Raw genomic sequence first — 26,553 nt, forward strand, 5'->3', positions numbered from 1 at the left:
GATCTACCTCGATTCGGGCCGTTAGCCCTTGATCTCCTGCCAGGCCGTGGTCCAGTCGGAGTAGTCGGTGCATTCCACGTCGGTGCGCCCATCGAGGCATTCGGCGATCGGCGTTGACCAGTACCAGATCTGCGCCGCGTACTCGGCATCGCCGGCGTGGTAGCTCTTGCAGTGATCGGGGTTGACCGTGAAGTCGCACGCACCGGCGTTGGAGGGTGCCTCACCGAAGTACTCGGTGGCCTGCGCGTTGGCCTCCGGGCTCGCGATGTAGTCGAGCCAGGCATAGGCACAGTTGGGGCTCTGGGCGTTGGCGGCGATCATCCAGGTGTCCGACCAGCCTGTCGCCCCCTCGTCGGGCAGCACGACCTCGGCCGGGGTGCCCTCGGCGAGCGAGTTGCGGATCACCTGCCAGGTGGTTCCGACGACGGTGTCGCCGGTCTCAAAGGCCTGCACCTCCTTGAGGTAGTCCGACCAGTATTCGCCGATGTTCACGCGCTGATCCTTGAATAGTTGAACGGATGCCGCCAGCTGCGTCTCGTCCAGCGCGTACGGGTTCTCAATTCCCAGTTCCGGCTGGTGCGTCATGAGGTAGACGGCGGCATCCGCTATGGAAATCGGCGAATCGTAGGCGGTCACTGCTCCCTTGTAGGCGGACGACTTGTCGAATACGACGTCCCAGGACGTCGGCGCCGGGATGACGACCTCCGTGTTGTACATCAGCAGGTTGGCGCCGTAGCCGTGCGGGATGCCGTAGGAAACGCCGTCGACACTGTTCCAGGACTGCATCTTCAGAAAGTCGAAGATGCCCTCATAGTTGGAGATGAGGTCGGTGTTGACCGGGGCCACGTCACCCGCCGCGACGAGCCGCAGCGAGGCGTCACCGGAGGCGGCGACGACGTCATAATCGCCGGTCTTCATGAGGCTGAACGCTTCGTCGGAGGTGCCGTAGGTTTTGCTGGTGACGGTGCAGCCGGTCTCGTCTTCGAAGGCGCTGACCCAGTCGACCTCCGGATCGTTGCTACCGTCCTCGACGTAGCCGGGCCAGGCCAGCAGGGAGACGCTGCCCTCCAGCTCGCCGAGTTCGGTCTGAGCCTCGGTCGGTTCGGTCGTGCCGCCGCCCTGGCTGGTACCGCAGGCGGTGAGGAGCAGGGCGGTGGACAGGATCGCGACGCCGGTGAGGGCGAGCGATGTTCGGCGTGCGGGGGTGCGTTTCATGACGTTCTCCATTCGTGAATCGGTCAGGGGCGGGAAGAGAGGGCAGGTTCGGCGAGGGTGACGATGTCGGAGTCGTTCCAGCCGACGGTGACCCGGGCGCCGCGTCCATTGGTCGCCACGCGGTGCGCATCGTTCTGCTCGAGCACAACGATGCGCGTTCCGACGTCGAGGTCGACGATGAGCTGGGTGCTGCTTCCGACGTAGATGACCTCCGCGAGAACACCGGCCGCGGTGCGATCGGCGTTCAGGGGCAGGTTCTCCGTGGTCACGCTGATCTTTTCCGGACGCACCGAGTGGGTGCCGTTCCGGCCGAGCAGCGCGCGCGAGATGTCATCGTCGAAGATATTGGACGTGCCCACGAAAGCGGCGACGAAGGGCGAGGAAGGGCGCTCGTAGATCTCGGCCGGGGTGCCGAGCTGCTCGATCCTGCCCTCGTTGAACACCGCGATGCGGTCACTGAGGGTGAGCGCTTCCTGCTGATCGTGGGTTACGAAGATGAATGTGATGCCGAGGTTGCGCTGCAGTTCCTTGAGCTCGACCTGCATCTGCTCGCGCAGCTTGAGGTCGAGGGCGCCGAGGGGTTCGTCCAGCAGCAAGACCTTGGGTTGCACGACGGTTGCCCGCGCCAGGGCGACCCGCTGGCGTTGTCCACCGGAGAGCTGGCTCGGCTTGCGATCGGCGAATCCGCCGAGCCGCACGGTGTCGAGGGCCGCTCGGGCTTGCTCCTGCCTGGCTCGTTTGGCAACCCCGCGCACCCGGAGCCCGTAGGCCACGTTATCGAGCACACTCATGTGCGGAAACAGGGCGTAGTCCTGAAACACGGTGTTGACGTCGCGGTCGAACGGCGCCCGGTCGGTGACGTCCTGGCCGAGCAGCAAGATCGTTCCACTGGTGGGCTGTTCGAAGCCGGCGATCAGGCGCAGCACCGTGGTTTTGCCCGACCCGGACGGCCCGAGCATGGAGAAGAATTCCCCCTCGACGATGTTGAGATCGACCCCGTCGACGGCATTGACCGAGCCGAAACTTTTGGTCAGGCCGCTCAAGCGGATGGCGGGCTGCGCACCGGTCACATTTGCTCCCTGATCATTGAATATCTCCCTGCTCACTCACAGGGTAATCATATGGAGTTAGATGTCATGAAAGTGCGCCGTGATGTTACGGTCGTGTCACAACCTGAAATGAGCAGCCCATGCCGCAGTCCATCCGTGCCGGATCGGGAACCCGCGCGGCTATTTTCGCGCCGCTCGACGGTGCCGGCCGGGCCGAACTGGTGTTGCAGCGTCTCACCGACGCCATCGTGCTCGGGGTGCTGCACGACGGCGAGCGTCTGCCGAGCGAGGCCGAGCTGGCCAGGCAGCTCGGCGTCGCCACGGTCACCGCCCGGGAAGCACTCGAGATTCTGCGTCGGAATAAGCTCGTGCACACCAAGCGCGGCCGCGACGGCGGCAGTTTCGTCACGTTCGCCGGGCGCGGCGCGAACGACCTTCAGAACGAACGGCTGCTGGCCTGGTCGCGGGTTCAGGTGCGCGACTTCGGCGTGCACTATTCCGCGATCGCCGGTCTGGCCGCCGAACTCGCCGCCGACCGCGCCAGTGCAGCCGATATCGACAACCTCGAGCGCATTCTCGATCGCTCCGATGCCCTCACAGCGGATGCCGCGCGCCGCGGCCACGGTACGTTCCGTCTCGAGGTGGCCGCGCTGAGCCAGTCCGCCCGGCTTGTGCGCGAAGAACTGCGCTTGCAGGCCGAATTTGGCTCCCTGCTCTGGCTCAGCCTGAGCGAACCACTTCGGCGGGAACGCTGCCGAGCGGTACAACGGGAGACGGTCGCCGCCCTCGTCGCCGAGAACGGCGCTCGAGCCAGGCAGCTCACCGTGAACCAGATCACCGACTCCATCGAGTGGCTGATCGAGGCCAAGTCCATTCTGGAACAGGAAAGCGTGTCACCGATGCAAGCCAGAACAACGACACCGGAGCCCGAGGACACCCGCTTATGACGTTCGAGCCGCTCGTTCACAACGAGGCGCATGGCTTCGCCAGCGTGTCCTGGATAGCGGCCGTCTTCGACCCGGTGTTCGCACGCCTCGTGGGCTGGGCCGCGCAGGTCGAAGACTGCGCCAGCCAGCCCGAGTGCGGCCGAACCACACTCGATCCCTTGATCGAGACCCTGATGCGAACGGAATTCGCCGACGCCGATGGGATGGTGATCGGGGCCGGTTTCGTCTCCGCGCCGAGCTTCCTGGGCTGGCACCTGGCCTGGTGGCTGGGCGGGCAGAACCCGGCGGGGTCTGCGCTGCCGGCCACCGGCATCCGTCATCTGGAAACGGTTGAAGACCCCCGCGACGAGAGTTTTCGCGACTACACGGCGTTGGAATGGTGGCGCGTTCCCGCCCAGACCCGGCGCCGCCACGTGACCGGGCCCTACGTGGACTATCTGTGCACCGATGAATACACCCTCACGTTGACCCTGCCGGTCTACCGCGGCGGGACCGAGCTGATCGGTGTGGTCGGAATCGACCTGTCGGTGGATCAGCTCGAGCGCCAACTCGTGCCGCGCCTCGGCGCCAGCGGTGTGCCGGTGACGCTCATCAACGCCAGCGCACGGGTCGTCGTCTCGACCGACGCCCACCTCGCCACCGGCGCGCTGCTGCGCCTGCCGGGGCTGACCGAGCGCCTGCGCGACCCGGCGTCGTCACCGGCTCTACTGGCCGATGGGGCACACGCGTTCCGGTGGTGCGGTCAGACCGGACTCGCCGTCGTTGTCGGCCCGGCCGCGGGTCAGCCGATCGAGGCGCCGAACACCCATCCGAGCAGATAGGTCACCGCGGCTGCGCCGAGGCCGATGACGAGCTGCCGCAGGGCACGCTTCAGCGGCGGCCCGCCGGAGAGCAAACCGACGACGGCGCCGGTCGCGAGCAAGGCCACGCCGACCAGGACGGTCGCCAGGATCATGGCCGGGTAGCCGGTCAGGCCGAACAGGTAGGGCAGCACGGGCAGCAGCGCTCCGGATGCGAAGAAGCAGAAGCTCGACAGGGCCGCGCCGGTGCCCGTGCCGATGGCTTCGTGCTCGTCGGGCTCGACGGCCGCGTTGGTGACCGCGGAAATCGGACCGGTCGCCGCATACGCGGTGGCCAGCACGCCACGGGCATAGGTCTCGGCCTCATCCTCGGACATACCGCGGGCCCGGTAGACCAGGGTCAGCTCGTTGGCGGCGAGGTCGAGGTGCGAGAGCACACTCTTGGCCGGTGCCGCCGGAGTGGATGCTTCGAGCAACTCCCGCTGGGACCGCACCGAGACATATTCGCCAGCGCCCATCGAGAGCGCCCCGGCCAACAACCCGGCAATCCCGGTGAACAGAATCGTTGCAGCCGGTACGCCGGTGGCGCCGATGCCGAGCACGAGGGCCAGGTTACTGACCAGGCCGTCATTGACGCCGAACACGGCGGCGCGAAAGGTACCGGACAGGCGTTTGCGACCGCGCGCGGCGAGGCCGCGCACGACCTCTTCGTGCACGGTTTCGTCGGCCGCCATCGCGTTGGTCGCGTCGGCATCCGCATCGTAGGGCGAGCGGCTCTCGGCCCGTTGGGCGAGAGCGAGCACGAACACCGAACCGAACCGGCGGGCCAGCAGCCCCAGAAACCGGGTGCGCAGGGCACCACGACGTGGCGAGCCCACGTCGCTGCCGAGCAGTTGGCGCCAGTGATCTTCGTGTCGTCCCTCGGCTTCGGCGAGGGCGAGCAGAATCTGGCGCTCCTCACCGGCCCGACGGTTGGCGAGGTCACGATAAACCGCGGCCTCAGCCCGCTCGTCGGCCAGGTATTGCCGCCACCGACGGATGTCCCGCTGCGATGGCTCACGCCCGACCGGCCCCGGAGCGGTCACGCCTCCGGCGCCGCTTCGAGGAGGCCCTGCGGAATGCGCGCCGAATCGTGCGGGCCGGAGCCATCGAGGCCAAAGAACGGTTGCTCGAACTGAACCACCCAGAACTTTTCCCGCACCACGGTCGGTGCGTACAGCCCAGACCCCTCCGACTCCCCCGCAGCCACGATCACACCGATCGGGTCGTCGATCAGGGAGTCGGGAAAGCGGGTGCGGTCGAGGTGCACGATCACCTGCACGCCCACGCCGAAAGCCTGAGTTGTCACGTGCTACTCGATCGCCTGGGCGCGTTCGAGCACGAGCTCGCGCACGCGCGCGGCATCCGCTTGGCCACGCATGGCCTTCATGACCGCGCCAATGACCGCGCCGGCGGCCTGCACCTTGCCATCGCGAATCTTGGCGAGCACGTCGGGCTGACCGCTCAGCGCGGCGTCAATGGCCGCGATGAGCGCGCCGTCGTCGGACACTACGGCCAGGCCACGGTTCTCGACGACCTCGGCAGGGGTACCCTCGCCGGCGATGACGCCTTCGAGCACCTGGCGGGCCAGGCGGTCGGTGAGGGTGCCAGCCTCGACCAGCTGGATCAGCGCGGCAAGCTGCTCCGGCGTGACGAGCGAGTCGGCCGCGACCCCGGCCACGTTGGCGAGCCGGGCGATCTCGCCGGTCCACCACTTGCGCGCAGCCTGAGCGGATGCCCCGGCGGCGACGGTCGCCTCGACCGCGTCGAGCAGGTCGGAATTCACGACGTCCTGGAACTCGAGGTTCACAAAACCCCACGCCGCCTGCAGGCGCTTGCGGCGGGCCGCGGGCGGCTCCGGCAGGGTGAGGCGCAACTCTTCGACCCAGGCGCGCGACGGCGCCATCGGCAGCAGGTCGGGCTCCGGAAAGTAGCGGTAGTCGTCGGCGTCGCTCTTGGGCCGACCGGCGCTCGTGATGCCGGTGTCTTCGTGCCAATGCCGGGTCTCCTGCGTGATGGTGCCGCCACCAGACAGCACGGCCGCCTGACGCTGGATCTCGTAGCGCACGGCGCGTTCGACGCTTCTCAGGGAGTTGACGTTCTTGGTTTCGGTGCGGGTGCCGAGCACGTTCGACCCGCGCGGGCGCAGGGAGACGTTGGCGTCGCACCGCACGTTGCCCTCTTCCATCCGGGCGTTGGAGACGCCGAGCGCCTTGGCGATCTCGCGAATGGCCGCGACGTAGGTCTTGCCGATCTCGGGGGCGTCGTGTTCGGCACCCTCGATCATCTGGGTGACGATTTCGACCAGCGGCACGCCGCCGCGGTTGTAGTCGACCAGCGAATAATCGGCACCCTGGATGCGTCCGGTCGCACCACCCATGTGGGTGAGCTTGCCGGCATCGTCTTCCATGTGGGCACGTTCGATCTCGACGGTGACCTGACGTCCGCTTTCGAGTTCGATCGTGATCGATCCGTCATGGCAGATTGGGTCGTCGTACTGGCTGGTCTGAAAGTTCTTCGCCGTGTCGGGGTAGAAGTAGTTCTTGCGGGCGAACCGCGAGTGTTCCGCGATTTCACAACCCAATGCCAGCCCCAAACGGATGCTGGATTCCAGCGCCTTCTTGTTCACCTGCGGCAGCCCGCCCGGCAGACCGAGGCAGGTGGGGCAGGTGTTCGTGTTGGCGCCGGAGCCGAACTCGTTGGCGCAGCCGCAGAACATTTTGGTTTTGGTGTTGAGTTCGACGTGCACCTCGAAGCCGAGCACCGGCTCGAACAATTCGAGCGCTTTGTCGAAGTCCATCAATTCTGGCTTGGCCATTAGACGGCTCCCTCTTCGCTGGCAAACATTTCGGTCGGGGTCAGTGCTGGGGCCTGGCTGAGCATGGTGTGCCCCCAGCTCGCTTCGAGAAGCTGCTCGATCGCGGCGCCGACGGTGTAGAGGCGGGCATCCGCTTTGGCGGGGGCCATGATCTGCAAGCCGACCGGCAGGCCGTCTTCCGGCGCGAGCCCGATCGGGATGCTCATTCCGGGCACGCCGGCGAGGTTCGCCGGGATGGTGGTGACGTCGTTGATGTACATGGCCATCGGGTCGGCTAGCTTTTCACCGAATTTGAACGCGGTCGTCGGGGCGCTGGGCGACATGAGCACGTCGACCTGGCTGAACGCGGCGGCGAAGTCACGCTGAATGAGCGTGCGCACCTTCTGCGCGCTGCCATAGTAGGCGTCGTAGTAGCCAGCGCTCAGGGCGTAGGTGCCGAGGATGATGCGGCGCTTGACCTCTGCCCCGAAACCGGCCTCGCGGGTGGCGCTCATCACGTGCTCGCTGGTGAGCGAGCCGCTGGCCGGGTTGACGCGGATGCCGAACCGCACCGAGTCGAAGCGGGCCAGGTTGCTCGACGCTTCGGCCGGCAGGATCAGGTAGTAGGCCGCGACGGCGTACTCGAAGTTCGGGGCGGAAATCTCAGTGATCTCGGCGCCGGCGGCGACGAGCAGCGCGAGGGTTTCGTTGAAGCGCTGGGTGACGCCGGCTTGGAAGCCGTCGCCGGAGAGTTCCTTGATAACTCCGATGCGCACGCCCTTGAGGGCGCCGTCCTTGAGACCTGCCTGGGCGGCTGCGGCCATCGACGGCCAGCTGTCGGTCAGCGAGGTGGAGTCGAGCGGGTCGTGGCCACCGATGACGTCGTGCAGCAGGGCGGCGTCGTAGACCGTGCGAGAGACGGGGCCGACCTGGTCGAGGCTCGAGGCGAGCGCGATGGCGCCGTAGCGGGAGACTCCGCCATAGGTGGGCTTGACGCCGACCGAGCCGGTGACGGCGGCTGGCTGGCGGATGGATCCGCCGGTGTCGCTGCCGAGGGCGAGCGGTGCCTGGAACGAGGCGACAGCCGCGGCCGAGCCACCGCCGGAGCCACCGGGGATACGATCGCGGTCCCACGGGTTGCGGGTAATTCCGTAGGCGGAGTGTTCGGTGGAGGAGCCCATGGCGAACTCGTCCATGTTGGTCTTGCCGAGCGGCACCAGGCCGGCCGCACGCAGTCGGGCAACGACGGTCGCGTCGTAGGGCGGAACCCAGCCCTCGAGAATTCTTGACCCCGCGGTGGTGGGCATGTCCTGGGTGGCGAGCACGTCCTTGATCGCGATCGGCACGCCGGCGAGCGGGTTCAGCGCCTCACCGGCTGCGCGGCGGGCGTCGATCTCGGCGGCGGTCGCCAGGGCGGCGTCAGCGGCGACGTGCAGAAAAGCGTGCAGGTCGGTGTCGACGGCCGTGATGTGGTCGAGGTGGGCGCGGGTCGCCTCAACCGCGCTGACCTCCTTGCGCACCAGGAGGTCGCTGAGCGCGGCGGCGGAGAGCTTGGTGAGATAGGTCATGGTTACTCCTCGTCCAGAATGGCGGGCACGCGAAATTTGTCGCCAGCGCGGTCGGGGGCGCCGGACAGGGCCTGCTCGACCGTCAGCGACGGCACTACGACGTCCTCACGGTAGACGTTGGTCAGCGGCATCGGGTGGCTCGTGGCCGGGGTGTCAGCGGTGGCCACCTCGGAGACCTTGGCAATCGAGTCGACGATCTGGCCGAGGTCACGGGTGAGACTGGTGATCTCGAGGGGGCTGAGGTCGATCCGGGCAAGGTATGCCAAATGGGCAACCTGCTCGGCCGTGATTTCAGACATGGTGCTCCGATACGCATTGGGGTGGATAATCCAATCCTATTCGCCAGCCGCCGCGCGCCCGATTCGCCGACCGCGTTAGGTGGGCACCCGCGCCCCTGGTGAAGTCCGTATCCGCTGCCCAGGACCGGCGCCGACACCGGCACCGGCACCGGCACCGGTAGGCGATTCGCGTTGATCGTACAAAACCAGGCATCGCCGACGAGGAGAAAAAAGTCTCCACTGAGCCGAAATTTCGGCAGGAAGTAACCGTGAAGTAGCACACTGGCAGATATGAGAGCAATTGTTGTCGAGCAGAAGCCGGGCGGATCCGTGTTGTCGATGCGGGATCTCTCAAGCCCTGCACCGGGCCCGCATCAGGTGAAGATCCGTGTGCGGAATGCTTCGGTGAACCGTGCCGACCTGGGCCAGCGCGCGGGAACCCACCAGCCGGTCAACCCGGGCAGCGGTCCGGTCGTCGTGGGGCTCGATGCCGCGGGCGACGTTGTCACGGTGGGAAGCGAGGTGAGGGGCGTTCACGTCGGGGACCGCGTCATGGCCATCGTCAGTGGAGGTTTGAGCGAGGAAGTCGTTGTCGACGCTGCGCTGGTCATACCGATTCCGCCGGCGTGGACCTACGCGGAGGGTGCTGCTGCCATCCTCGGGTTGATGACCGAGCACAACGCGCTCCGCACTGCGGGTGAGCTTGAGCCGGGCGAAACGGTGCTCGTTCATGCGGCGGCCTCAACGGTGGGGCTTCAGTGCGTACAGCTGGCAAAATATCTCGGCGCTGGACTGATCATTGCCACCGTTCGCACGGACCGGGCAACAGATCTGCTCCGTTTTTCGGGTGCCGATCACGTGGTCGAGGTTGGCGAGGCTGGTTTTGCAAATCGGGTTTTGGAACTCACGGATGGCCGCGGGGTCGACGTCATCGTCGACCATGTCGGCGGCCCCTATCTGGCGGATAATATTCGCTGCGCCGCGCTCCGGGGACGCGTAGTCGGTGTGGGGCGCCTCGGTGGTGCCCACGGTGATCTTGATCTGGAAGCACTGGCCTTCAAACGAATAAGCATCATCGGGGTCACTTTTCGTACCCGTGACGCTGCGGAGAAAGCCGCTATCGTCACCGCGCTGCTGTCCGACGTCGATCCGGCTTTCGCAGCACTGCGCCCATCGATTGATCGGATCCTGCCCTGGACCGAAGTTCAACAAGCGCAGGATCTCATGGCCGCGAACTCGCACCTGGGCAAGATTGTTTTGAGTCTTGAAAATACGTAAGCCAGAACGTCTGGAAATGCACACTAGGTAAGGAACCACATGCGCGAAACCGACTTCTTCAACGGCGTCCAGGTGCCCGTCATCGGCCAGGGAACCTGGCATCTCGGTGAGGACGCTGCGAAGCGAAAGGCCGAGGTGTCGGCCCTCTGCGCGGGGATCGATGCCGGCCTGATCGTGATCGACACGGCCGAAATGTATGGCGATGGCGCCTCGGAAGAACTGGTCGGCGAGGCCATCCGAGGCCGACGCGATGACGTCGTGCTGGTGAGCAAGGTCTATCCACACAACGCGAGCCAGAGCGGCGTGGTGGCGGCGTGCGAGCGCAGCCTGCGCCGGCTCGGAACCGATCGGCTCGATGTCTACCTCCTGCATTGGTCTGGCGGTGTTCCATTGTCCGAGACCGTTGACGGGTTCGAACACCTCCGTGCAGCGGGCAAGATCCGGAGCTGGGGGTTATCGAATTTCGACCAAGATGACCTGGAGCGAGCACCAGACGGATGCGCCACCAATCAGGTGCTCTACAACCTCGGCAGTCGGGGCATCGAGTTTGATCTCCTGCCCTGGCAACAACGCGCAGGCATGCCGCTCATGGCGTACTCGCCACTCGGTCAGGGACCGACCCTGCTCGAGCATCCGCTACTGGCCGAAATCGGAGAGCGCCACGGAGTGACTGGTGCCCAGATCGCGCTGGCCTGGGTCATCAGGCAACCGGGCGTCATCGCGATCCCCAAAGCATCCTCGCTCGAGCACGTGCAGCAGAATGTCGGCGCGGGCGCGGTGGTTCTCGACGCCGAGGATTGCCTGTCGCTGGATAGCGCATTCCCGGCGCCCCGCAGCAAACAACCGCTCGATATTCTCTGACGCCGCCCACTTATTTCTGAAGCGCGCTCCGGCCAGGCGGAGTGCGCTGAATATGGTTACCGCGCTGCCAGCCACCCCTCCGGGAGCACAGTGGCAGGTCCCGTCGGATTGTGATAAAACTGATACATGCTCATGTTCTGCACAGTCTAGGGCTGTCGGACATTCATCCATTCAATACCTCCGAAAGTGAAGGCGGACCCTCCGTCCTACACGGTCACAAATTCAGGGAGTGAAAAAATGAAAGCAGTCGTTTACAAAGGACCCAATGAGGTCGCCGTGGAAGAAGTTCCAGATGCCAAGATCGAACGCCCCACTGACGTTCTCGTGCGCATCACAGCGACAAATATTTGCGGTTCAGACCTGCACATGTATGAGGGACGTACCGATTTCGCGGTCGGACGCACGTTTGGCCACGAAAACATGGGCGAGGTCATCGAGGTCGGTAACGGCGTCGATGCGGTCAAGGTCGGCGAGCTCGTCGTACTGCCGTTCAATATTTCTTGCGGGTTTTGCAAGAACTGCGAACGCGGTTTCACGAACTACTGCATGACCACTCAACCAGACCCCGTCGGCGCCGGCGCCGCCTACGGCTTTGCTGGCATGGGTCCGTACCCCGGCGGGCAGGCCCAAATGCTGCGTGTGCCCTACGGCGACAACAACTGCCTGCGCCTGGGTGAAGATGCCGTAGAAAAGCAAAACGATTACGTGATGCTCTCGGACATCTTCCCTACCGGCTACCACGCTACCGAGATGGCCGGCGTCATGCCCGGTGACACAGTCGTGATTTACGGCGCTGGCCCGGTCGGACTCATGGCTGCCCTGTCTGCCACGATCAAGGGCGCCAGTAAAGTCTGGGTTGTGGACCGACGCCCCGACCGGCTGGCCCTGGCCGAGCAGATCGGCGCGATCGCCGTTGATGACTCGAAGACGGACCCGGTGCAATTCGTACTGGACCAGACCAAGGGTATCGGCGCTGACCGTGGATGTGAATGCGTCGGCTATCAGGCTCACGACCCCCAGGGCACCGAGGATCCTGCCATGACTCTGAACCGGCTGATTCAGTCCGTGCGCATCACCGGGGGCATCGGCGTAGTCGGTGTCTTCCTGCCGGCGGATCCCGGCGGCTTCGACGAGAACGCCAAACAGGGCAAACTTGCTATTGACTACGGCTTGCAGTGGCTCAAAGGCCAGAGTATGGGCAGCGGCCAATGCCCGGTGAAGAAATATAATCGACAACTGCGCGACCTGATTGCCGTCGGCAAAGCCAAGCCGTCGTGGATCGTTTCGCACGAGGTCCCGCTCAGTAAAGCCGTGGATGCCTACAAGAACTTCGGTGACCGCAACGACGGGTGGACCAAAGTCATCCTCAAGCCCGAATAGGGCACCGTTGAACGAACTCGCCGCAGCGTGTTCTACCCTCGGACTTGACGAATGCGGGCGTGAACTCGAGTTCGGATAGTAATCCACACCGAAAGCGCAACCAGCACACGCTCTAATTTGGGCGCGGCGTTCGGCGGGGTGGCATTTGCGAGTGCCGCCCCGCGTTCAGCGCGGCGCCGGTGCAGCAGCCTACGTGGATGCCGGCACGGTCGCCAACCCGGCCGGCCCCTCCGTGAGCAGGGTTCGAAATTCGTCGGCGTCGAGGATTCGGATGCCGAGGGTTTCGGCCTTGCCGAGTTTCGATCCCGCGCCCGGCCCGGCTGCCACGAAGTCGGTGTTCTTGGACACGCTCGATGCGCTTTTACCGCCGGCGGCGATGATAGCTTCCTGCGCGCCCTCCCGGGTGAAGCCCTCGAGGGATCCGGTGGCCACGACGGTCAGCCCCGCGAGCACTCCCCCGGCGGCCTCGGCCGCGCCCGGACCGGGATGGCCCGGGGTGGCGAACTGCACGCCGGCCGCAGCCCACTGGGTGACGATATCGACGTGCCAGTCCACCACGAACCAGGCGAGCACTGCGTCGGCGATGATGCCGCCAACCCCGTCGACCCCGGCGAGTTCTTCGCGGGTCGCCGCACGAACGGCGCCGAGTGAGCCGAAATGGTTGGCCAATGCCCGGGCGGCGACCGGGCCGACATGACGGATGTTCAGGCTCACCAGAATGCGCCACAGCGGCTTCGTCTTGGCCTTCTCGATCTCGGCCAGGAGCTTGAGCGCGCTGGAGGACGGCTGCAGGCCGGTCAGACCCTGCTTCTTCTCGGCCGGACTCGGATTGCGACAAAACGGCATACGAATTTTCGCAACCCCGTCGTCTTCCTTCGGCAAGCCCGTTTCGGCGTCGCGCACGATCACCTGGATTGGCAACAGGTCGGCCAGTCTCAGGGCGAACAAGCCGGCCTCGGTCGACAGCGGCGGGTCGACCGGCACGGTCGGCTGAGTGAGCGCAGAAGCCGCGACCTCGCCGAGCACCTCGATGTCAAGCCCCCCACGGCTGCCAATGTGTTCGACCCGGCCGCGTACCTGCGCGGGGCAGCTGCGCGCGTTCGGGCAGCGTAGGTCGATGTCGCCCTCTTTGGCCGGGGCCAGCGGGGTGCCGCATTCCGGGCAGTTCTGGGGCATGACGAATTCGCGTTCGGTGCCGTCGCGCAGTTCGACGACCGGGCCCAGCACCTCGGGAATGACGTCGCCGGCCTTGCGCAGCACAATCGTGTCGCCGATCAGGACCCCCTTGGCCTTGACGACGTCCTGGTTATGCAGTGTCGCCTGGCGTACCTCGCTGCCGGCCACGAGTACTTTCTGCATGACCGCGAAGGGGGTGGCGCGGCCGGTGCGGCCGACACTCACGACGATATCGAGCAGTTTCGTGTTGACCTGCTCGGGTGGGTACTTGTAGGCGATTGCCCAGCGCGGCGCCCGATTGGTCGCGCCAAGCTCGGCGTGCAGGGCGAGCTCATCGATCTTGATCACGATGCCATCGAGCTCGTGTACGACGCTGCCGCGGTGGGCTCCGTAATACTCGATGAACTCAGCCGCCTCGGCGACCGAGGGGACCACACGAAAGTAGCTGCTGGTCGGCAGCCCCCAACCTTGGAGCAGGCCGTAGACCTCGGACTGGGTGTGCACGGGCGGGTTCTCCCAGGCACCGATGCCGTGAACAAGCATGCGCAGCCGGCCCAGGCGCGCCTTCATGAGGCGCAGCTGGTCCACGTTTTTGCCGGAGGCTTTCTGCCGCAACGACCCGGCCGCAGCGTTGCGGGCGTTGGCGAACGTCCGCTCGCCGGCCGCGGACTGCGCCGAGTTCAGTTCGTCGAACGCGACCGTCGGAAAGAACACCTCTCCGCGCACCTCCATGAGTGACGGATGCCCGGTACCAGCCAGGCGACTAGGGATGCCGGGTACGAGGTCGATATTCTCGGTCACGTCTTCGCCGACGACCCCGTCGCCACGGGTCGCGGCAGAGACGAGCACTCCATTGGCGTACCTCAGGTTGATGGCGAGGCCGTCGATCTTGAGCTCGCACAGGTAGTGCACCGCGCGGCCGGAGTTCTCCGCGGCTTTGCGAGCCCAGGCCTCGAATTCTTCGAGAGAGAAAACGTTGTCGAGGCTGAGCATGCGTTCGGCGTGTGTCACCGGGTCGAACAGGGTGACTTCAGCTCGACCGCCGACCGTTTGGGTGGGGCTGTCCTGGCTCGCCAGCTCGGGATGCAATCGCTCGAGTTCGCCGAGGTGTTGAACCAGCCGGTCGTACTCGGCGTCGGAGATGATGACGGTATCGCGCTCGTAATAGGCGTCACGGGCGGCGAGCACGCGGGTGGTGATGTCGACAGCCTCAGCGGCTGCGGCGCTCAGCGCGGCGGGTGTGGTGGCAGCGACGGACTCAGGCATTGACCGGGACGGGGCTGGCCGAAGCGGTGGAAACAGTAGCGGTGGGAACAGAAGCGGTGGAATCAGTAGCGGTGACAGCAACCGGAACGGCGCTGACGGTGCGGTCGATGGTGCATTGGCCGACTACCCGGGTTCCGACGTACACCACGGCGGTCTGCCCGGGGGCGACGCCAGCCAGCGGCTCGTTCGGAATGATGCGCAACTCGACCGAGCCGGGGACTCCGGTCACTGCGGTGGTCGAGACGACCTGGGCTACCGCAGGTACCGGATCGGCGTGGGCGCGGATCTGCACGTGACAGGGGAACGCGACATCTGGATGTTCGGGGGCAAGCCCCGCCCAGGTGTACTTGTTGCCGGCGATCTCCTTGATGGCGAGCGCCTCCTTGGGACCGACGACGACCGTGTTGGTGATCGGGCGCACCTCGAGCACGAAGCGCGGCTTGCCGTCGGCGGCCGGGGTGCCGATCGACAGCCCTTTACGCTGGCCCACGGTGAAGGCAACGGCGCCGTCGTGCTGGCCGAGCGTGTTGCCCTCCCGGTCGAGAATGTCGCCGGTGACCGGGGCGACGCGTTCGCCGAGCCAGCCCTTGGTGTCACCGTCAGGAATGAAGCAGATGTCGTAGGAGTCGGGCTTGTTCGCCACCGAAAAGCCGCGTTCGGCCGCTTCGGCGCGCACCTCGGCCTTGGTCGGCGTGGCGCCGAGCGGAAACATGGAGTGGTTGATCTGGTCGGCGGTGAGCACACCGAGCACGTAGGACTGGTCTTTCGCCCAGGCGGCCGCGCGGTGTAGTTGCTTGTTGCCATCGGCATCCGTCAGGATACTCGCATAGTGGCCGGTGCAGACGGCGTCGAAGCCGAGGGCCATGGCCTTTTCGAGCAGGGCGGCGAACTTGATCTTCTCGTTGCAGCGCATGCACGGGTTCGGCGTGCGGCCGGCGGCGTACTCGGCGATGAAGTCGTCGACGACGTCGAGTTTGAACCGTTCCGAGAAGTCCCAGACATAGTAGGGAATGCCCATGATGTTGGCGGCACGCTGGGCATCCATCGAATCTTCCACGGTGCAGCAGCCACGGCTGCCGGTGCGCAGTGTGCCCGGCATCCGGCTCAGCGCCAGATGCACGCCAACCACCTCGTGTCCAGCTTCGACCGCACGCGCGGCTGCGACGGCGGAATCAACACCGCCACTCATTGCTGCTAAAACCTTCACCCAACGAGTGTACGCGCCAGTGCTGACCCCGCAAACGTAAGGGTCAGTGCCCGGGCACTCGATCGGCCATGCCCGCGGCGAGCGCCAGGGCGTGCGCCGCGGGCAGCGCCGCCAGCAGCGCGTCGACGTCGGCGTCGGTCGACGTGTGCCCGAGCGTGATGCGCAGCGCCCCACGGGATTCGACCTCGCTGCGTCCCATCGCTCGCAGCACGTGCGAGGGCTCAGGCACGCCGGCCTGGCAGGCCGATCCGGTCGACACCGACACGCCGGCAACGTCGAGGGCGAACAGTAACGAGTCGCCCTCGCAGCCCGGAAAACTGAAATGGGCGTTACCGGGCAGCCGGTGGGTCGGGTCGCCGTTGAGCTGCGCCCCCGGCGCGACCAGGGCCACACCAGCGATGACGCGATCGCGCAGCGCCATCAGGCGAGCGTTTTCATCGCCGTGCGCGATGAGAGCCGATGCCGCCACCGCGAACGAGACCGCCGCCGCGACATCCTGGGTGCCGCTGCGCACCTTGCGCTGCTGGCCGCCACCATGGATGAGAGGTTCGACGGTCGTGGCACGACCGAGCACGAGCGCCCCGATGCCGACCGGGCCGCCGACCTTGTGCGCCGAGACGCTCAGCGCCGACACGCCCGCGGCCGCGAGGATGCGAAAATCGACAGGTATGTAGCCGTAGGCAGCGACCGCATCGACGTGCACCGGAATTCCGTGGGCTGAGGCGAGCGCCGCCACCTCCGCGACAGGTTCGATGGTGCCGACCTCGTTGTTGGCCATGATCACGCTGACCAGGGCGATATCGAGCGGGTCACGCGCAATGGCGGCCTCGAGCGCGCCGAGGTCGATGCGGCCCCGGTCGTCGAGCGGAATCCACTCGACGATGGCGTCTTCGTGCTGAGCCAGCCACTCGACGGTGTCGAGGGTGGCGTGGTGTTCGCCGCCGGGCACCAGAATGCGTCGGCGCGGGGCGCGCGCCCAGTACAAACCCTTGATGCCGAGGTTGATCGCCTCGGTGCCGCTGCCGGTGAAGACGACTTCGATCGGGTCACAGCCGACGCTCGTGGCCACGATCTCGCGCGACTCTTCGAGCATCCGTTTCGCATTTTGACCCTGGCTGTGCACGGAGGCGGGGTTACCGACGACGCTCATCGCTTCGGCGTAGGCGGCAATAGCGGCGGGAAGCATGGGCGTGGTCGCCGCATGATCCAAATAGACAACCATGCCTGCCATTTTACAGTCGAGCGGATGCCGGTGGTCGTCACCCTCCCCCACACTGATTACTCTTGAATCCATGAGTTCCACCGATCCCCTGCGCAACCTCGGTGTGCGACTAACCAGCGCCGGCGGCGAACTCCGCGTCTGGGCCGAACATGCCGACGCCATGGACCTGTGCCTGTTCGACGAGGTCGACCCGAACTGGATCATCAAAAGCGTACCGATGACGCAGGATGCGCATGGTGTGTGGTCCGGTAAATCGCGCACGCTGTCACCGGGGCGCCGGTACGGCATCCGTGTGTCAGGTCCGGCCAGCGCACAGAATTCTTTCCACCCCGAGAAGACTCTGATCGAACCGTATTCACGTGGTCTGGTTCGGGTCGGCGCCGGACTGTGGCAGTCCTCGGTGATCGACGACGATTTCGATTGGAACGGCGCCGAGAAACCGGGCACGGCCCTCGATCACACCGTGGTCTACGAGGCGCACGTTCGCGGCCTCAGCCGGATGAACCCGCTGGTTCCGGCCGCACTGCGGGGCACCTACGCCGGTCTCGCCCACGAATCCACTATCGCTTACCTGACGGACCTCGGCGTGACCGCGGTTGAACTCTTGCCGGTGCAGGCGTTCGTGTCCGAGCAGCGCCTGATCAAACAGGGCTTGATCAACTATTGGGGGTACAACACCCTCAATTTCTTTTCCCCGCACGCCGACTACGCCACTCAGGCTGCCCAGTCCGCCGGGCCGGCAGCGGTGCTGCGCGAGTTCAAGGGCATGGTCAAGCTGCTGCACGAGGCGGGGCTCGAGGTCATCCTTGACGTCGTCTACAACCACACCGCCGAGGAGGGTCGGAACGGCCCGGTCACGAGTCTGCGCGGCATCGACAATGCAGGCTATTACCGGCAGGACGAGTCCGGTGCCTACATCGACGTGACCGGCTGTGGCAATACTGTCAACTTCAGCCACGACGTGCCGAAACGGCTCGTACTCGATTCGCTGCGCTACTGGGCCAACGATGTGCAGATCGACGGGTTCCGCTTCGATCTGGCGGCGACGCTCGGCCGCGACGGCGGCGTCGTCTACGACCCGGAGCATCCGCTGCTCACCCAGATTCGCGACGACCCGGATCTGGCTGGCGTGAAGCTCATCGCGGAGCCGTGGGATGTCGGCCAGGGCGGCTGGCAGACCGGCAATTTTCCACCCGGCTGGACCGAGTGGAACGACCGCTACCGCGACCGCATGCGCGACTTCTGGCTTTCGGATATAAAGAGCCTGCGCCAAAGCGACTCAGCCGGCAGCGGGATCGGACGGTTCGCGACCCGGGTCGCCGGTTCCTCGAACACGTTCTCCGAGAAACGCGGCCCACTCGCCTCGCTCAATTTCATCACCGCACACGACGGGTTCACGCTCGCCGACCTGACCGCGTACAACAGCAAGCACAACCTCGGCAACGGCGAGTCGAACCGTGACGGAACCGACAACAACAGCTCCTACAACCACGGCGTCGAGGGCCCGACCCGCGACGTGGCGATTCTGGCCACAAGGCGCAAGGCCATGCGTAATCTGCTCGGCACGCTGCTGTTATCGGCCGGAATTCCGATGCTCACGGCCGGCGACGAATTCGGTCGCAGCCAGCGCGGCAACAATAACGCCTACTGCCAGGACAGCGAGCTGACCTGGCTCAACTGGGACTTCGACGATTGGCAGCAGGACCTGCACCGAGTCACCCGGCGGCTGCTGCAGCTGCGCCGGGAGAACCCGGCATTACGGCCGGTACACTTCGGCCGGTTCGGCGAGACCACCCCGAGTGCCAGCCAACTGGACTGGTACAACATCGCCGGTGACGCGCTGCAGGGTGACGCCTGGAATTCCCCCACCGAACGCACCCTGCAGTACATGGCGGCGTCCACACCGGAGCACGAAGCCTTCAACCGCATCCTGCTCGTGGTGAACGCGCGCGAGCAGGATGAGACCGTCACCCTGCCCAAACACGAGGGAGTGGATGCCTACACGCTGCTCTGGGATTCCAGTCACGACGACCTGCGCGATTCGGTCATCGAGCATGCGCCGGGCGCTCGCCTGTTCGTGCCGGGGGCCTCGATGCAGCTGATGCGGGCGCACGGAGCGTTCGTTCCGCGCAGCACCGCGCGTCCCTGACCGACCAGCATGAGCCGGCCAGCATGAGCCGGCCAGCATGAGCCGGCCAGCATGAGCCGGCCAGCGTGAGCCGGCCAACGTGAACCGGTGGGCCGGCCGCAACCGCTAGTTCGCGACGGCGACCAGACCCATCTCGGCCGGGCTAATCAGCAGCGCGTTCTTGGGCACGACCCGAACGGTGTAGCCGAAGGCTCCGGCCCGGTCGAGTTCGACCGTTCCGGTGAACAGGGTCGCTCCGCCGGCCGGTGCTTTCTTCAGCGAAGCCGGAGCGAGCGCCTGAATCGCGACATCGCGCAGTTCGTCGGTACCGAGGCTCTTGCCGTAGACGACTTCGACGGTCACATCGTCGGCGGACAGCCCGTTCAGCTGCACGTGCGCCCGCAGGTGCAGGTCGTCGCCCACTTCGGGCACCGAGGAGACCCCGCCGGATTCGACGTGGGTCACGGCAACCTGGGGCCAGGCGGAGACGATCTTGCCCTTCCAGGCAGCCAGTTCGCGGGCGGCCCGGTAGTTGTTGGCCGACATCAGCGCCTCAAAATGACCGGCCGGACGGTACAGTCGCTCCACGTACTCGCTCACCATCCGATCCGCCGACAGCTGCGGTGACAGCGTCGAAAGCGTGTGCCGAATGTTGGAGACCCAGCGTTCGGGCACGTCGTCGGCGTTACGCTCGTAGAACATCGGCGCGACCTGGTGCTCGATCAGCTCGTAGAGCGCTTCGGCCTCGAGCCGGTCACGTTCAGCGGAATCACCGGCGGAATCGGCCGAGGGAATCGCCCAGCCGTTCTTGCCGTCGTAATATTCCGGCCACCAACCGTCAAGGATCGACAGGTTGAGCGCGCCGTTCAGCGCAGCCTTCATGCCGCTCGTGCCGCAGGCTTCGAGCGGGCGGAGCGGATTGTTGAGCCAGACATCCGTTCCCGGATACATCAACTGGGCCATCGCAATGTTGTAGTCCGGCAGAAATGCGATGCGGCTGCGCAGCGCCGGGTCGGCGGCGAACTGCACGATCTTCTGGATCAGCCGTTTGCCTTCCTCATCGGCGGGGTGCGATTTGCCGGCAATCACGATCTGAATCGGATGCTCCGGGTGCAGTAGCAGGGCACGCAAGCGCGCGGGGTCGTGCATCATCAGGGTCAGGCGCTTGTAGGTGGGCACGCGGCGGGCGAATCCGATGGTCAGCACGTTCGGGTCGAAGACCCGGCCGATCCAGGCCGGAGCGATGCCCCCCGGGTTCTGGTCGCGCCAGGCGTTCAGCAAGCGGCGGCGGGCATCCTCGACGAACTGTAGGCGCATCTGACCGCGCACGGACCAGAGATCCTGGTCCGAGACCTCACCGGAGGCCCAGTTGGCCGTTGACGTGTCACTGGTGCCGAGTTTATTCAGCGCGAGGCTCTTGAGCGCCGGGTCGGTCCAGCTCGGGGCGTGCACGCCGTTCGTGATCGACGTGATCGGGACATCCGCTGAATCAAAACCGGGCCAGAGGCCGTTGAACATGCGGCGGCTAACCTCCCCGTGCAGGGTCGACACGCCGTTGGCGTGCTGGCCCAAGCGCAGGCCCATAATGGCCATGTTGAACACGTCGGAGGAACCGCCGGCGTAGCTTTCGGCCCCGAGAGCGAGCAGGTCCTCCACGTCGACGCCGGGCAGCAGGTCGGTGCCGAAATAGCGGCGAACCAGGGAGCGTTCAAACCGATCGATGCCGGCGGCGACCGGGGTATGGGTGGTGAAGACGGTTCCGGCGCGGGCCACCTGCAGGGCTTCCTGAAAGCTCAAGCCCTCGCCGATCAGGCTCGAAATGCGCTCCAGACCGAGAAACCCGGCGTGGCCCTCATTGGTGTGGAACACTTCGGGTTCGGGCAAACCGTGCAGCGAGCTCCACAGTTTGACGGCGCGTGCGCCGCCGATGCCGAGCAGCAGCTCCTGCAACAGGCGGTGTTCGCCGCCGCCGCCGTAGAGCCGGTCGGTGACCAGGCGCAGGTCGTCGGCGTTTTCGGGAATGTCGGCGTCGAGCAGCAGCAGGCGCACCCGACCGACCTTGGCCTGCCAGACCCGGGCATGCAGGGTTCGGTCATCCGGCAGGGCGAGCGAGACCTGCACTGCAGAGCCGTCGGCTCGGCGCAACACGGAGAGCGGCAGCCCGTCGGGGTCGAGCAGCGGGTAGCTTTCCATCTGCCAGCCGTCCGGCGAGATGGACTGGCTGAAGTAGCCGGCGCGGTAGAACAAGCCAACGCCGACGAGTGGCAGGCCGAGGTCGGAAGCGCTCTTGAGGTGGTCGCCGGCCAGAATGCCCAGGCCGCCGGAGTACTGCGGCAGCGCGGCGGCGATACCGAATTCCGGTGAGAAATACGCTATCGCGGCGGGCTTCTCGCCGTCGAGGCTCTGATACCAGCGCGGCTGCTCCAGATAGTCGCGCAGGGCGTCTCGGGCGGAGTTGACCTCGGCCACATAATCGTGGTTCTGGGCGAGATCGTCGAGACGGTGCGGGTCGACGGCGCCGAGCAGGGCGACCGGGTCGGTGCCGATCTCGCGCCAGAGCTCGGGGGCGATGCGCTCGAACAGCTGGCGGGTGGGCTCGTGCCACGACCAGCGAAGATTGCCGGCAAGCTCCTCCAGCGCCGAGAGGGGCGCGGGGAGGACGGCACGGACGGTAAATTTGCGGATCGCCTTCACGAGGTCAACCTTAGGGGTGCCAGATGGCGAACACGTAACGCCGAATGTTCGCGTCCCGCGGGCGAGGGTGGCGCGAGGCGAGCATGATTGCCACGCTTTCACGCTACGGTCATTCTGTGGCCAAGACAGCAGCAAAAAAGACGACCCTGCCGACAGCATCGAGCAGCGCCACGGCCGGTGCGTCTCCACAAGAGGCTAGCGGTGCCTCCGGCGCAGCCATTGGCCGTATCCCCGTTCTCGATCTCTCGCCTCAGCTGACCGACAACCAATGGCCGGCCCGCGCCTTCGCCGGCGAGGTCGTCCCATTTGGGGCGACCGCTTTTCGTGAGGGCCACGACCTGATCGGCGTCGACCTGCAGCTCACGGCGCCCGACGGCAGCGAAACCCGGCATCCCATGCTGCTGCAGGGCGAGGGGACCGACCGCTACGGCGTGCAGGTGCTCCTCGGCGTCGCCGGCCACTGGAGGTATCGGGTGCGTGCTTATGCCGACGAGTTCGCCACCTGGGAACACAACGCGCAGATCAAGGTTCCGGCCGGCATCGACGTGGAACTCATGTTCAGCATCGGCGGCGCGCTGCTGCAGCAGGCCGCCATCGACCAGAATCGCCCGCTCGCGGCCCGCCGCCTGTTTCAGGCCGCAGCGACCGCCCTCGCCGACACCAGCAAGCCGGCCGCTGCACGACTACTCGCGATCGCGGATGCCGCGCTGCGGCAAGCCATCGCCGCTCACCCCCTCGCCGGGCTGGCTTCGCTCTCGGCCGAACGCACCATCATCGTCGAACGTGCCAGGGCTGGGGTGGGCTCGTGGTACGAGTTCTTCCCGCGCTCGGAGGGCGCCGTTCGGCAAAAAGATGGCAGCTGGAAGAGCGGAACGTTCCCCACCGCCGCGAAACGCCTGCCCGCCGTCGCGGCGATGGGGTTCAACGTGCTGTATCTGCCGCCGATCCACCCGATCGGGCAGGCCTTCCGCAAGGGTCCAAACAACTCACTCACAGTCGCCCCCGGTGATCCTGGCTCGCCGTGGGCGATCGGCTCGGCCGACGGCGGCCACGATGCCATCCACCCCGACCTCGGCACCGTCGCCGATTTCAAGTCCTTTCTGAAAAAAGCGGCGGACCTCGGCATTGAGATCGCCCTCGACTTTGCCCTGCAGGCCTCCCCCGACCACCCCTGGGTGCAGCAGCACCCGGAGTGGTTCACGACCCTGCCCGACGGCTCCATCGCCTACGCCGAGAACCCGCCGAAAAAATACCAGGACATCTACCCGATCAATTTCGACAACGATCCGGCCGGCATCCGGCTCGAGGCGTTGCGCCTGCTCCGCTACTGGATCAGCCTCGACGTGCGCATCTTTCGGGTCGATAACCCCCACACCAAGCCGCTGGACTTCTGGGAGTGGCTGATCGCCGAAGTCAATCAGACCGACCCCGACGTGGTGTTCCTGGCCGAGGCGTTCACCCGCCCGGCGCTCATGCAGGCGCTCGGCAAGGTCGGCTTCCAGCAGTCGTACACCTACTTCACCTGGCGCAACACGAAGACTGAGCTCGAGGAATTCTTCGATGGCCTCGCCAACGACACGGCCGATTTTCTGCGCCCCAACCTGTTTGTGAACACGCCGGATATTCTCACCGAGTATCTGCAGTTCGGCGGCCCGGCCGCGTTCAAGATTCGCGCGGCCCTCGCCGCTACGGCAGCGCCTAGCTGGGGCGTCTACGCGGGTTTCGACCTGTTCGAAAACGTCGCCCGGCCCGGCGCCGAAGAGAGCATCGACAACGAGAAGTACGAGTATCGGCCGCGCGACTGGAGCAAGGCCGAGGAACTCGGCAAGTCCCTCGCGCCCTACCTCACCCTGCTCAACCGCATTCGGGCCGAGCATCCGGCGCTGGCGCAACTGCGCAACCTCGACATCCACGCCAGTGACGACGACTCGATTCTGGTCTACAGCAAGTACCTCGACGCCGCGTTCACCGGCACCGGCCAAGCGGATGCTCTCATCATCGTCGCCAACGTCGACCCGCACTCCGTGCGCGAAACGATCGTGCACCTCGACGTCACCCGGTTCGGCATTGTCCGCGGTGACAACTTCGACGTGCACGATCTAGTCTCCGGAGCCACCTGGACCTGGGCGGCCGACAACTTCGTGCGACTCGACGCCTTCACAGAGCCGGTGCATATTCTGCACGTCACACCGCACACTTCGGGCCCAGCATGAGCGGTCACAAAGAAAAAGACAAGAAACACAAGAAACACCAGAAGCACGAGTCCACGGATGCGAAGGGTCAGGCAAAGAAAATCGACGGCAAGAAGGCACAGTCCCCGAAATCCGGACCCAGCACAGTCCAGAAGAACTCGGCCCCGATCGAACCCGCGACCATACCCGAGCACGTGCTCGAGGCCGTCGCCGCCGGCCGGTACTACAACCCGCACGAAATCCTCGGCCAGCACCTCGCCCACCAGACCGGCGTGTCCGACCCGCGCGTCTCCATCCGGGCGCTGCGTCCACTCGCCACCGAGGTGTTCGCGATTCTCGCCAACGGGTCGCACGTTGAGCTGGCCCACCTCGCGCACGGCATCTGGCAGGGCGAAAGCACCGTCGGGCTCAGCGACTATACGATCGAAGCCCGTTATGAGTCGGCGCCACCGTGGATCTGCGACGACCCCTACCGCTTCATTCCGACCCTCGGCGAACTCGACCTGCACCTGATCGGCGAGGGCCGCCACGAACGCCTATGGGACGTGCTGGGAGCACACCACCGTCAGCACCAGGGCGTCACGGCCAGTTCGACCGGTACCTCGTTTGCCGTCTGGGCGCCGCACGCGCAGGCCGCGCGGGTCATCGGTGACTTCAACGGGTGGAGCGGCTCTACCCACGCCATGCGCAACATGGGCAGCACCGGCGTGTGGGAACTGTTCATTCCGGGCCTGGCGCTCGGCACCAACTACAAGTTCCAGCTGCTCACGCAGTCCGGCGCCTGGATCGATAAGGCCGACCCGATGGCCCGCCTCGCCGAAGTTCCACCGCAGACGGCGTCGGTCGTTACCGCGTCGAACTACGAATGGGCGGATACCGAATGGCTCGCCAACCGTAGCGCCACCGATCCGCACAACCAGGCCATGAGCATCTACGAGATGCACGTGGGCTCCTGGCGACCCGGGCTCGGTTACCGGGAACTCGCCGACGAGCTGGTCGGGTACCTGAACGAACTCAGCTTCACGCACGTGGAATTCATGCCCCTGGCTGAGCATCCGTTTGGCGGATCGTGGGGCTATCAGGTCAGCGGCTATTACGCGCCGACCAGCCGGTTCGGCTCGCCAGACGACCTGCGCTACCTGATCGATCGGCTGCACCAGGCCGGCATCGGCGTGATCATGGACTGGGTGCCCGGCCACTTTCCCAAAGACGACTTCGCCCTCGCCCGCTTCGACGGTCAGGCCCTGTATGAGCACCCGGACCCGCGCCGCGGTGAACAGCTGGACTGGGGAACGTACATCTTCGACTTCGGTCAGATGCAGGTGCGCAACTTCCTCGTCGCCAATGCCCTGTACTGGCTCGAGGAATTCCATATTGATGCCCTGCGCGTCGACGCGGTCGCCTCGATGCTCTACCTCGACTATTCGCGCGAAGACGGCCAGTGGGAGCCGAACCAGTATGGCGGCAACGAGAACCTCGAGGCGATCAGCCTGCTGCAGGAGATCACCGCGACCGCTTACAAACGCAACCCCGGCACCATCATGATCGCTGAGGAATCCACCAACTGGGGCGGGGTCACGGCGCCGACCAGCGGCGGCGGGCTCGGCTTCGGGTTCAAGTGGAACATGGGCTGGATGCACGACTCGCTCGAGTATATGCAGGTCGACCCGATGTACCGCTCGTACCACCACAACGACATCACGTTCTCGTTCATCTACGCGTTCAGCGAGAATTTTCTGCTGCCGATCAGCCATGACGAGGTCGTGCACGGCAAGGGCGCCCTGGTGTCGAAGATGCCCGGCGACTCCTGGCAGCAGCTTGCCAACGTGCGCGCCTACCTCTCATTCATGTGGGCGCACCCGGGCAAGCAGCTGTTGTTCATGGGCAGCGAGTTCGGACAACGTTCGGAGTGGAGCGAGGAGCGCGGCCTGGACTGGTGGATGCTCGACCAGCCGGCGCACCGCGGCCTGTTCAACCTGGTCGGTCAGCTCAACCGGGTCTACCGCGACAACGCGAGTCTGTGGAGCCGCGACAACGACCCGGGTGGTTTTGAGCTGCTCGACGGCGGTGCCGCGAGCCAAAACATCGTGTCGTTCCTGCGCTGGGACAACCACGGCGTTCCGGTCGCGTGCTTCTTCAACTTCGCCGGGCAGCCGCACACGGACTACCGGGTGGGGCTGCCATTCGCCGGAGCGTGGGAGGAGATTCTCAACACGGATGCCGGAGACTTCGGTGGTTCCGGGGTGGGTAACCAGGGCAGCGTCGAGGCCTACAACGAGCCCTGGGCCGGTCGCCCCGCCTCCGCAACCCTGACCCTGCCACCCCTGGCCGGTCTTTGGCTGCGCCTCCGCCGCTAACTCCCCGACCTTCCATTGCGGGGGGGGCTGCGCCCAACGACAGCAATCTGACGACGCAGCATTCATTGAGAATCGGTGGTGTTCACCCTGTCCGTCGAC

General features: G+C 65.8%; 19 protein-coding genes and 1 pseudogene. 9 read left to right on the forward strand and 11 right to left on the reverse strand.

Translation table 11 applies throughout. The features are described 5' to 3' along the window. Positions 1–21: 21 nt before the first annotated feature. Together E3T41_RS09705 and E3T41_RS09710 are read right to left on the reverse strand one after the other, a co-directional pair. Positions 22–1,215: an extracellular solute-binding protein gene (locus E3T41_RS09705; protein WP_134478344.1), complete on the reverse strand. Its 1,194-nt coding sequence runs from the start codon at positions 1,213–1,215 to the stop codon at positions 22–24. A 23-nt stretch (positions 1,216–1,238) separates the two neighbouring features. Beyond that, positions 1,239–2,285 carry an ABC transporter ATP-binding protein gene (locus tag E3T41_RS09710; protein ID WP_134478346.1) on the reverse strand — a complete coding sequence of 349 codons (1,047 nt, stop codon included), beginning with the start codon at positions 2,283–2,285 and terminating at the stop codon, positions 1,239–1,241. Between the two features lie 119 nt (positions 2,286–2,404). Between E3T41_RS09710 and E3T41_RS09715 the strand changes: the two genes are divergently transcribed. Together E3T41_RS09715 and E3T41_RS09720 are read left to right on the forward strand one after the other, a co-directional pair. Further along, positions 2,405–3,211, forward strand: coding sequence for a FadR/GntR family transcriptional regulator (locus E3T41_RS09715; protein WP_134478348.1), 807 nt, complete (start codon positions 2,405–2,407; stop codon positions 3,209–3,211). Further along, on the forward strand, positions 3,208–4,032 hold the full coding sequence (locus E3T41_RS09720; RefSeq protein WP_092451930.1) for a PDC sensor domain-containing protein: 825 nt from the start codon (positions 3,208–3,210) through the stop codon (positions 4,030–4,032). Before E3T41_RS09715 ends, E3T41_RS09720 begins: the two co-directional genes overlap by 4 nt. Here the strand turns inward: E3T41_RS09720 and E3T41_RS09725 are convergent. From E3T41_RS09725 to gatC, 5 genes are read right to left on the reverse strand one after another with little or no spacing between them, the layout of a single operon-like run. Continuing rightward, positions 3,993–5,096, reverse strand: a complete 1,104-nt coding sequence (locus tag E3T41_RS09725) for a VIT1/CCC1 transporter family protein (protein ID WP_092451932.1) — start codon at positions 5,094–5,096, stop codon at positions 3,993–3,995. The two genes, E3T41_RS09720 and E3T41_RS09725, sit on opposite strands and share 40 nt — an antisense overlap. Beyond that, a complete protein-coding gene (locus E3T41_RS09730; RefSeq protein ID WP_092451934.1) occupies positions 5,093–5,359 on the reverse strand; it encodes a hypothetical protein in 267 nt (88 codons plus the stop codon). Before E3T41_RS09730 ends, E3T41_RS09725 begins: the two co-directional genes overlap by 4 nt. Before the next feature lie 3 nt (positions 5,360–5,362). Then, on the reverse strand, positions 5,363–6,868 hold the full coding sequence (gene gatB, locus E3T41_RS09735) for an Asp-tRNA(Asn)/Glu-tRNA(Gln) amidotransferase subunit GatB (RefSeq protein WP_092451936.1): 1,506 nt from the start codon (positions 6,866–6,868) through the stop codon (positions 5,363–5,365). Next, positions 6,868–8,415: an Asp-tRNA(Asn)/Glu-tRNA(Gln) amidotransferase subunit GatA gene (gene gatA / locus E3T41_RS09740; protein ID WP_134478350.1), complete on the reverse strand. Its 1,548-nt coding sequence runs from the start codon at positions 8,413–8,415 to the stop codon at positions 6,868–6,870. The genes gatB and gatA overlap by 1 nt, the downstream gene beginning before the upstream one ends. A gap of 2 nt (positions 8,416–8,417) precedes the next feature. Next, positions 8,418–8,714: an Asp-tRNA(Asn)/Glu-tRNA(Gln) amidotransferase subunit GatC gene (gene gatC, locus E3T41_RS09745; RefSeq protein ID WP_092451940.1), complete on the reverse strand. Its 297-nt coding sequence runs from the start codon at positions 8,712–8,714 to the stop codon at positions 8,418–8,420. A gap of 318 nt (positions 8,715–9,032) precedes the next feature. Between gatC and E3T41_RS19000 the strand changes: the two are divergent. The 4 genes and pseudogenes from E3T41_RS19000 to E3T41_RS09760 all read left to right on the forward strand — a co-directional run. Beyond that, positions 9,033–9,239 (forward strand): annotated as a pseudogene (locus E3T41_RS19000) (alcohol dehydrogenase catalytic domain-containing protein); the annotation flags it as partial. 6 nt (positions 9,240–9,245) lie between these two features. Then, complete coding sequence (locus tag E3T41_RS09750) at positions 9,246–9,971, forward strand: zinc-binding dehydrogenase (protein ID WP_233195424.1); 726 nt, start codon at positions 9,246–9,248, stop codon at positions 9,969–9,971. Between the two features lie 39 nt (positions 9,972–10,010). Beyond that, entirely contained in the window at positions 10,011–10,832 is an 822-nt protein-coding gene (locus E3T41_RS09755) for an aldo/keto reductase (RefSeq protein ID WP_092451954.1), read from the forward strand. Positions 10,833–11,069: 237 nt separating this feature from the next. After that, positions 11,070–12,212, forward strand: a complete 1,143-nt coding sequence (locus E3T41_RS09760; protein ID WP_092451956.1) for a glutathione-independent formaldehyde dehydrogenase — start codon at positions 11,070–11,072, stop codon at positions 12,210–12,212. 189 nt (positions 12,213–12,401) lie between these two features. On the opposite strand, the gene ligA is transcribed toward E3T41_RS09760, so the two are convergent. The 3 genes from ligA to E3T41_RS09775 form a co-directional block, all read right to left on the reverse strand. Continuing rightward, positions 12,402–14,654, reverse strand: a complete 2,253-nt coding sequence (gene ligA, locus E3T41_RS09765; RefSeq protein ID WP_134478352.1) for an NAD-dependent DNA ligase LigA — start codon at positions 14,652–14,654, stop codon at positions 12,402–12,404. After that, positions 14,647–15,843, reverse strand: a complete 1,197-nt coding sequence (mnmA, locus tag E3T41_RS09770) for a tRNA 2-thiouridine(34) synthase MnmA (protein ID WP_104133022.1) — start codon at positions 15,841–15,843, stop codon at positions 14,647–14,649. The genes ligA and mnmA overlap by 8 nt, the downstream gene beginning before the upstream one ends. A 61-nt stretch (positions 15,844–15,904) precedes the next feature. Further along, positions 15,905–17,083, reverse strand: a complete 1,179-nt coding sequence (locus E3T41_RS09775) for a cysteine desulfurase family protein (protein WP_134478354.1) — start codon at positions 17,081–17,083, stop codon at positions 15,905–15,907. Between the two features lie 70 nt (positions 17,084–17,153). Between E3T41_RS09775 and glgX the strand changes: the two genes are divergently transcribed. After that, positions 17,154–19,232 (forward strand): glycogen debranching protein GlgX, encoded by a 2,079-nt coding sequence (glgX, locus tag E3T41_RS09780; protein ID WP_134478356.1) that lies wholly within the window; start codon positions 17,154–17,156, stop codon positions 19,230–19,232. A 105-nt stretch (positions 19,233–19,337) separates the two neighbouring features. Here glgX and glgP read toward each other — a convergent pair whose 3' ends face one another. After that, positions 19,338–21,905, reverse strand: a complete 2,568-nt coding sequence (glgP, locus tag E3T41_RS09785; protein WP_134478358.1) for an alpha-glucan family phosphorylase — start codon at positions 21,903–21,905, stop codon at positions 19,338–19,340. Positions 21,906–22,021: 116 nt separating this feature from the next. Here glgP and E3T41_RS09790 point away from each other — a divergent pair, with 116 nt between their 5' ends. Further along, a complete protein-coding gene (locus E3T41_RS09790) occupies positions 22,022–24,118 on the forward strand; it encodes an alpha-1,4-glucan--maltose-1-phosphate maltosyltransferase (protein ID WP_370257440.1) in 2,097 nt (698 codons plus the stop codon). Beyond that, complete coding sequence (glgB, locus tag E3T41_RS09795) at positions 24,115–26,454, forward strand: 1,4-alpha-glucan branching protein GlgB (RefSeq protein ID WP_134478362.1); 2,340 nt, start codon at positions 24,115–24,117, stop codon at positions 26,452–26,454. Before E3T41_RS09790 ends, glgB begins: the two co-directional genes overlap by 4 nt. Positions 26,455–26,553: the final 99 nt, after the last annotated feature.

Source organism: Cryobacterium sp. Hh38, from assembly GCF_004403235.1.
Classification (GTDB): Bacteria; Actinomycetota; Actinomycetes; order Actinomycetales; family Microbacteriaceae; genus Cryobacterium; species Cryobacterium levicorallinum.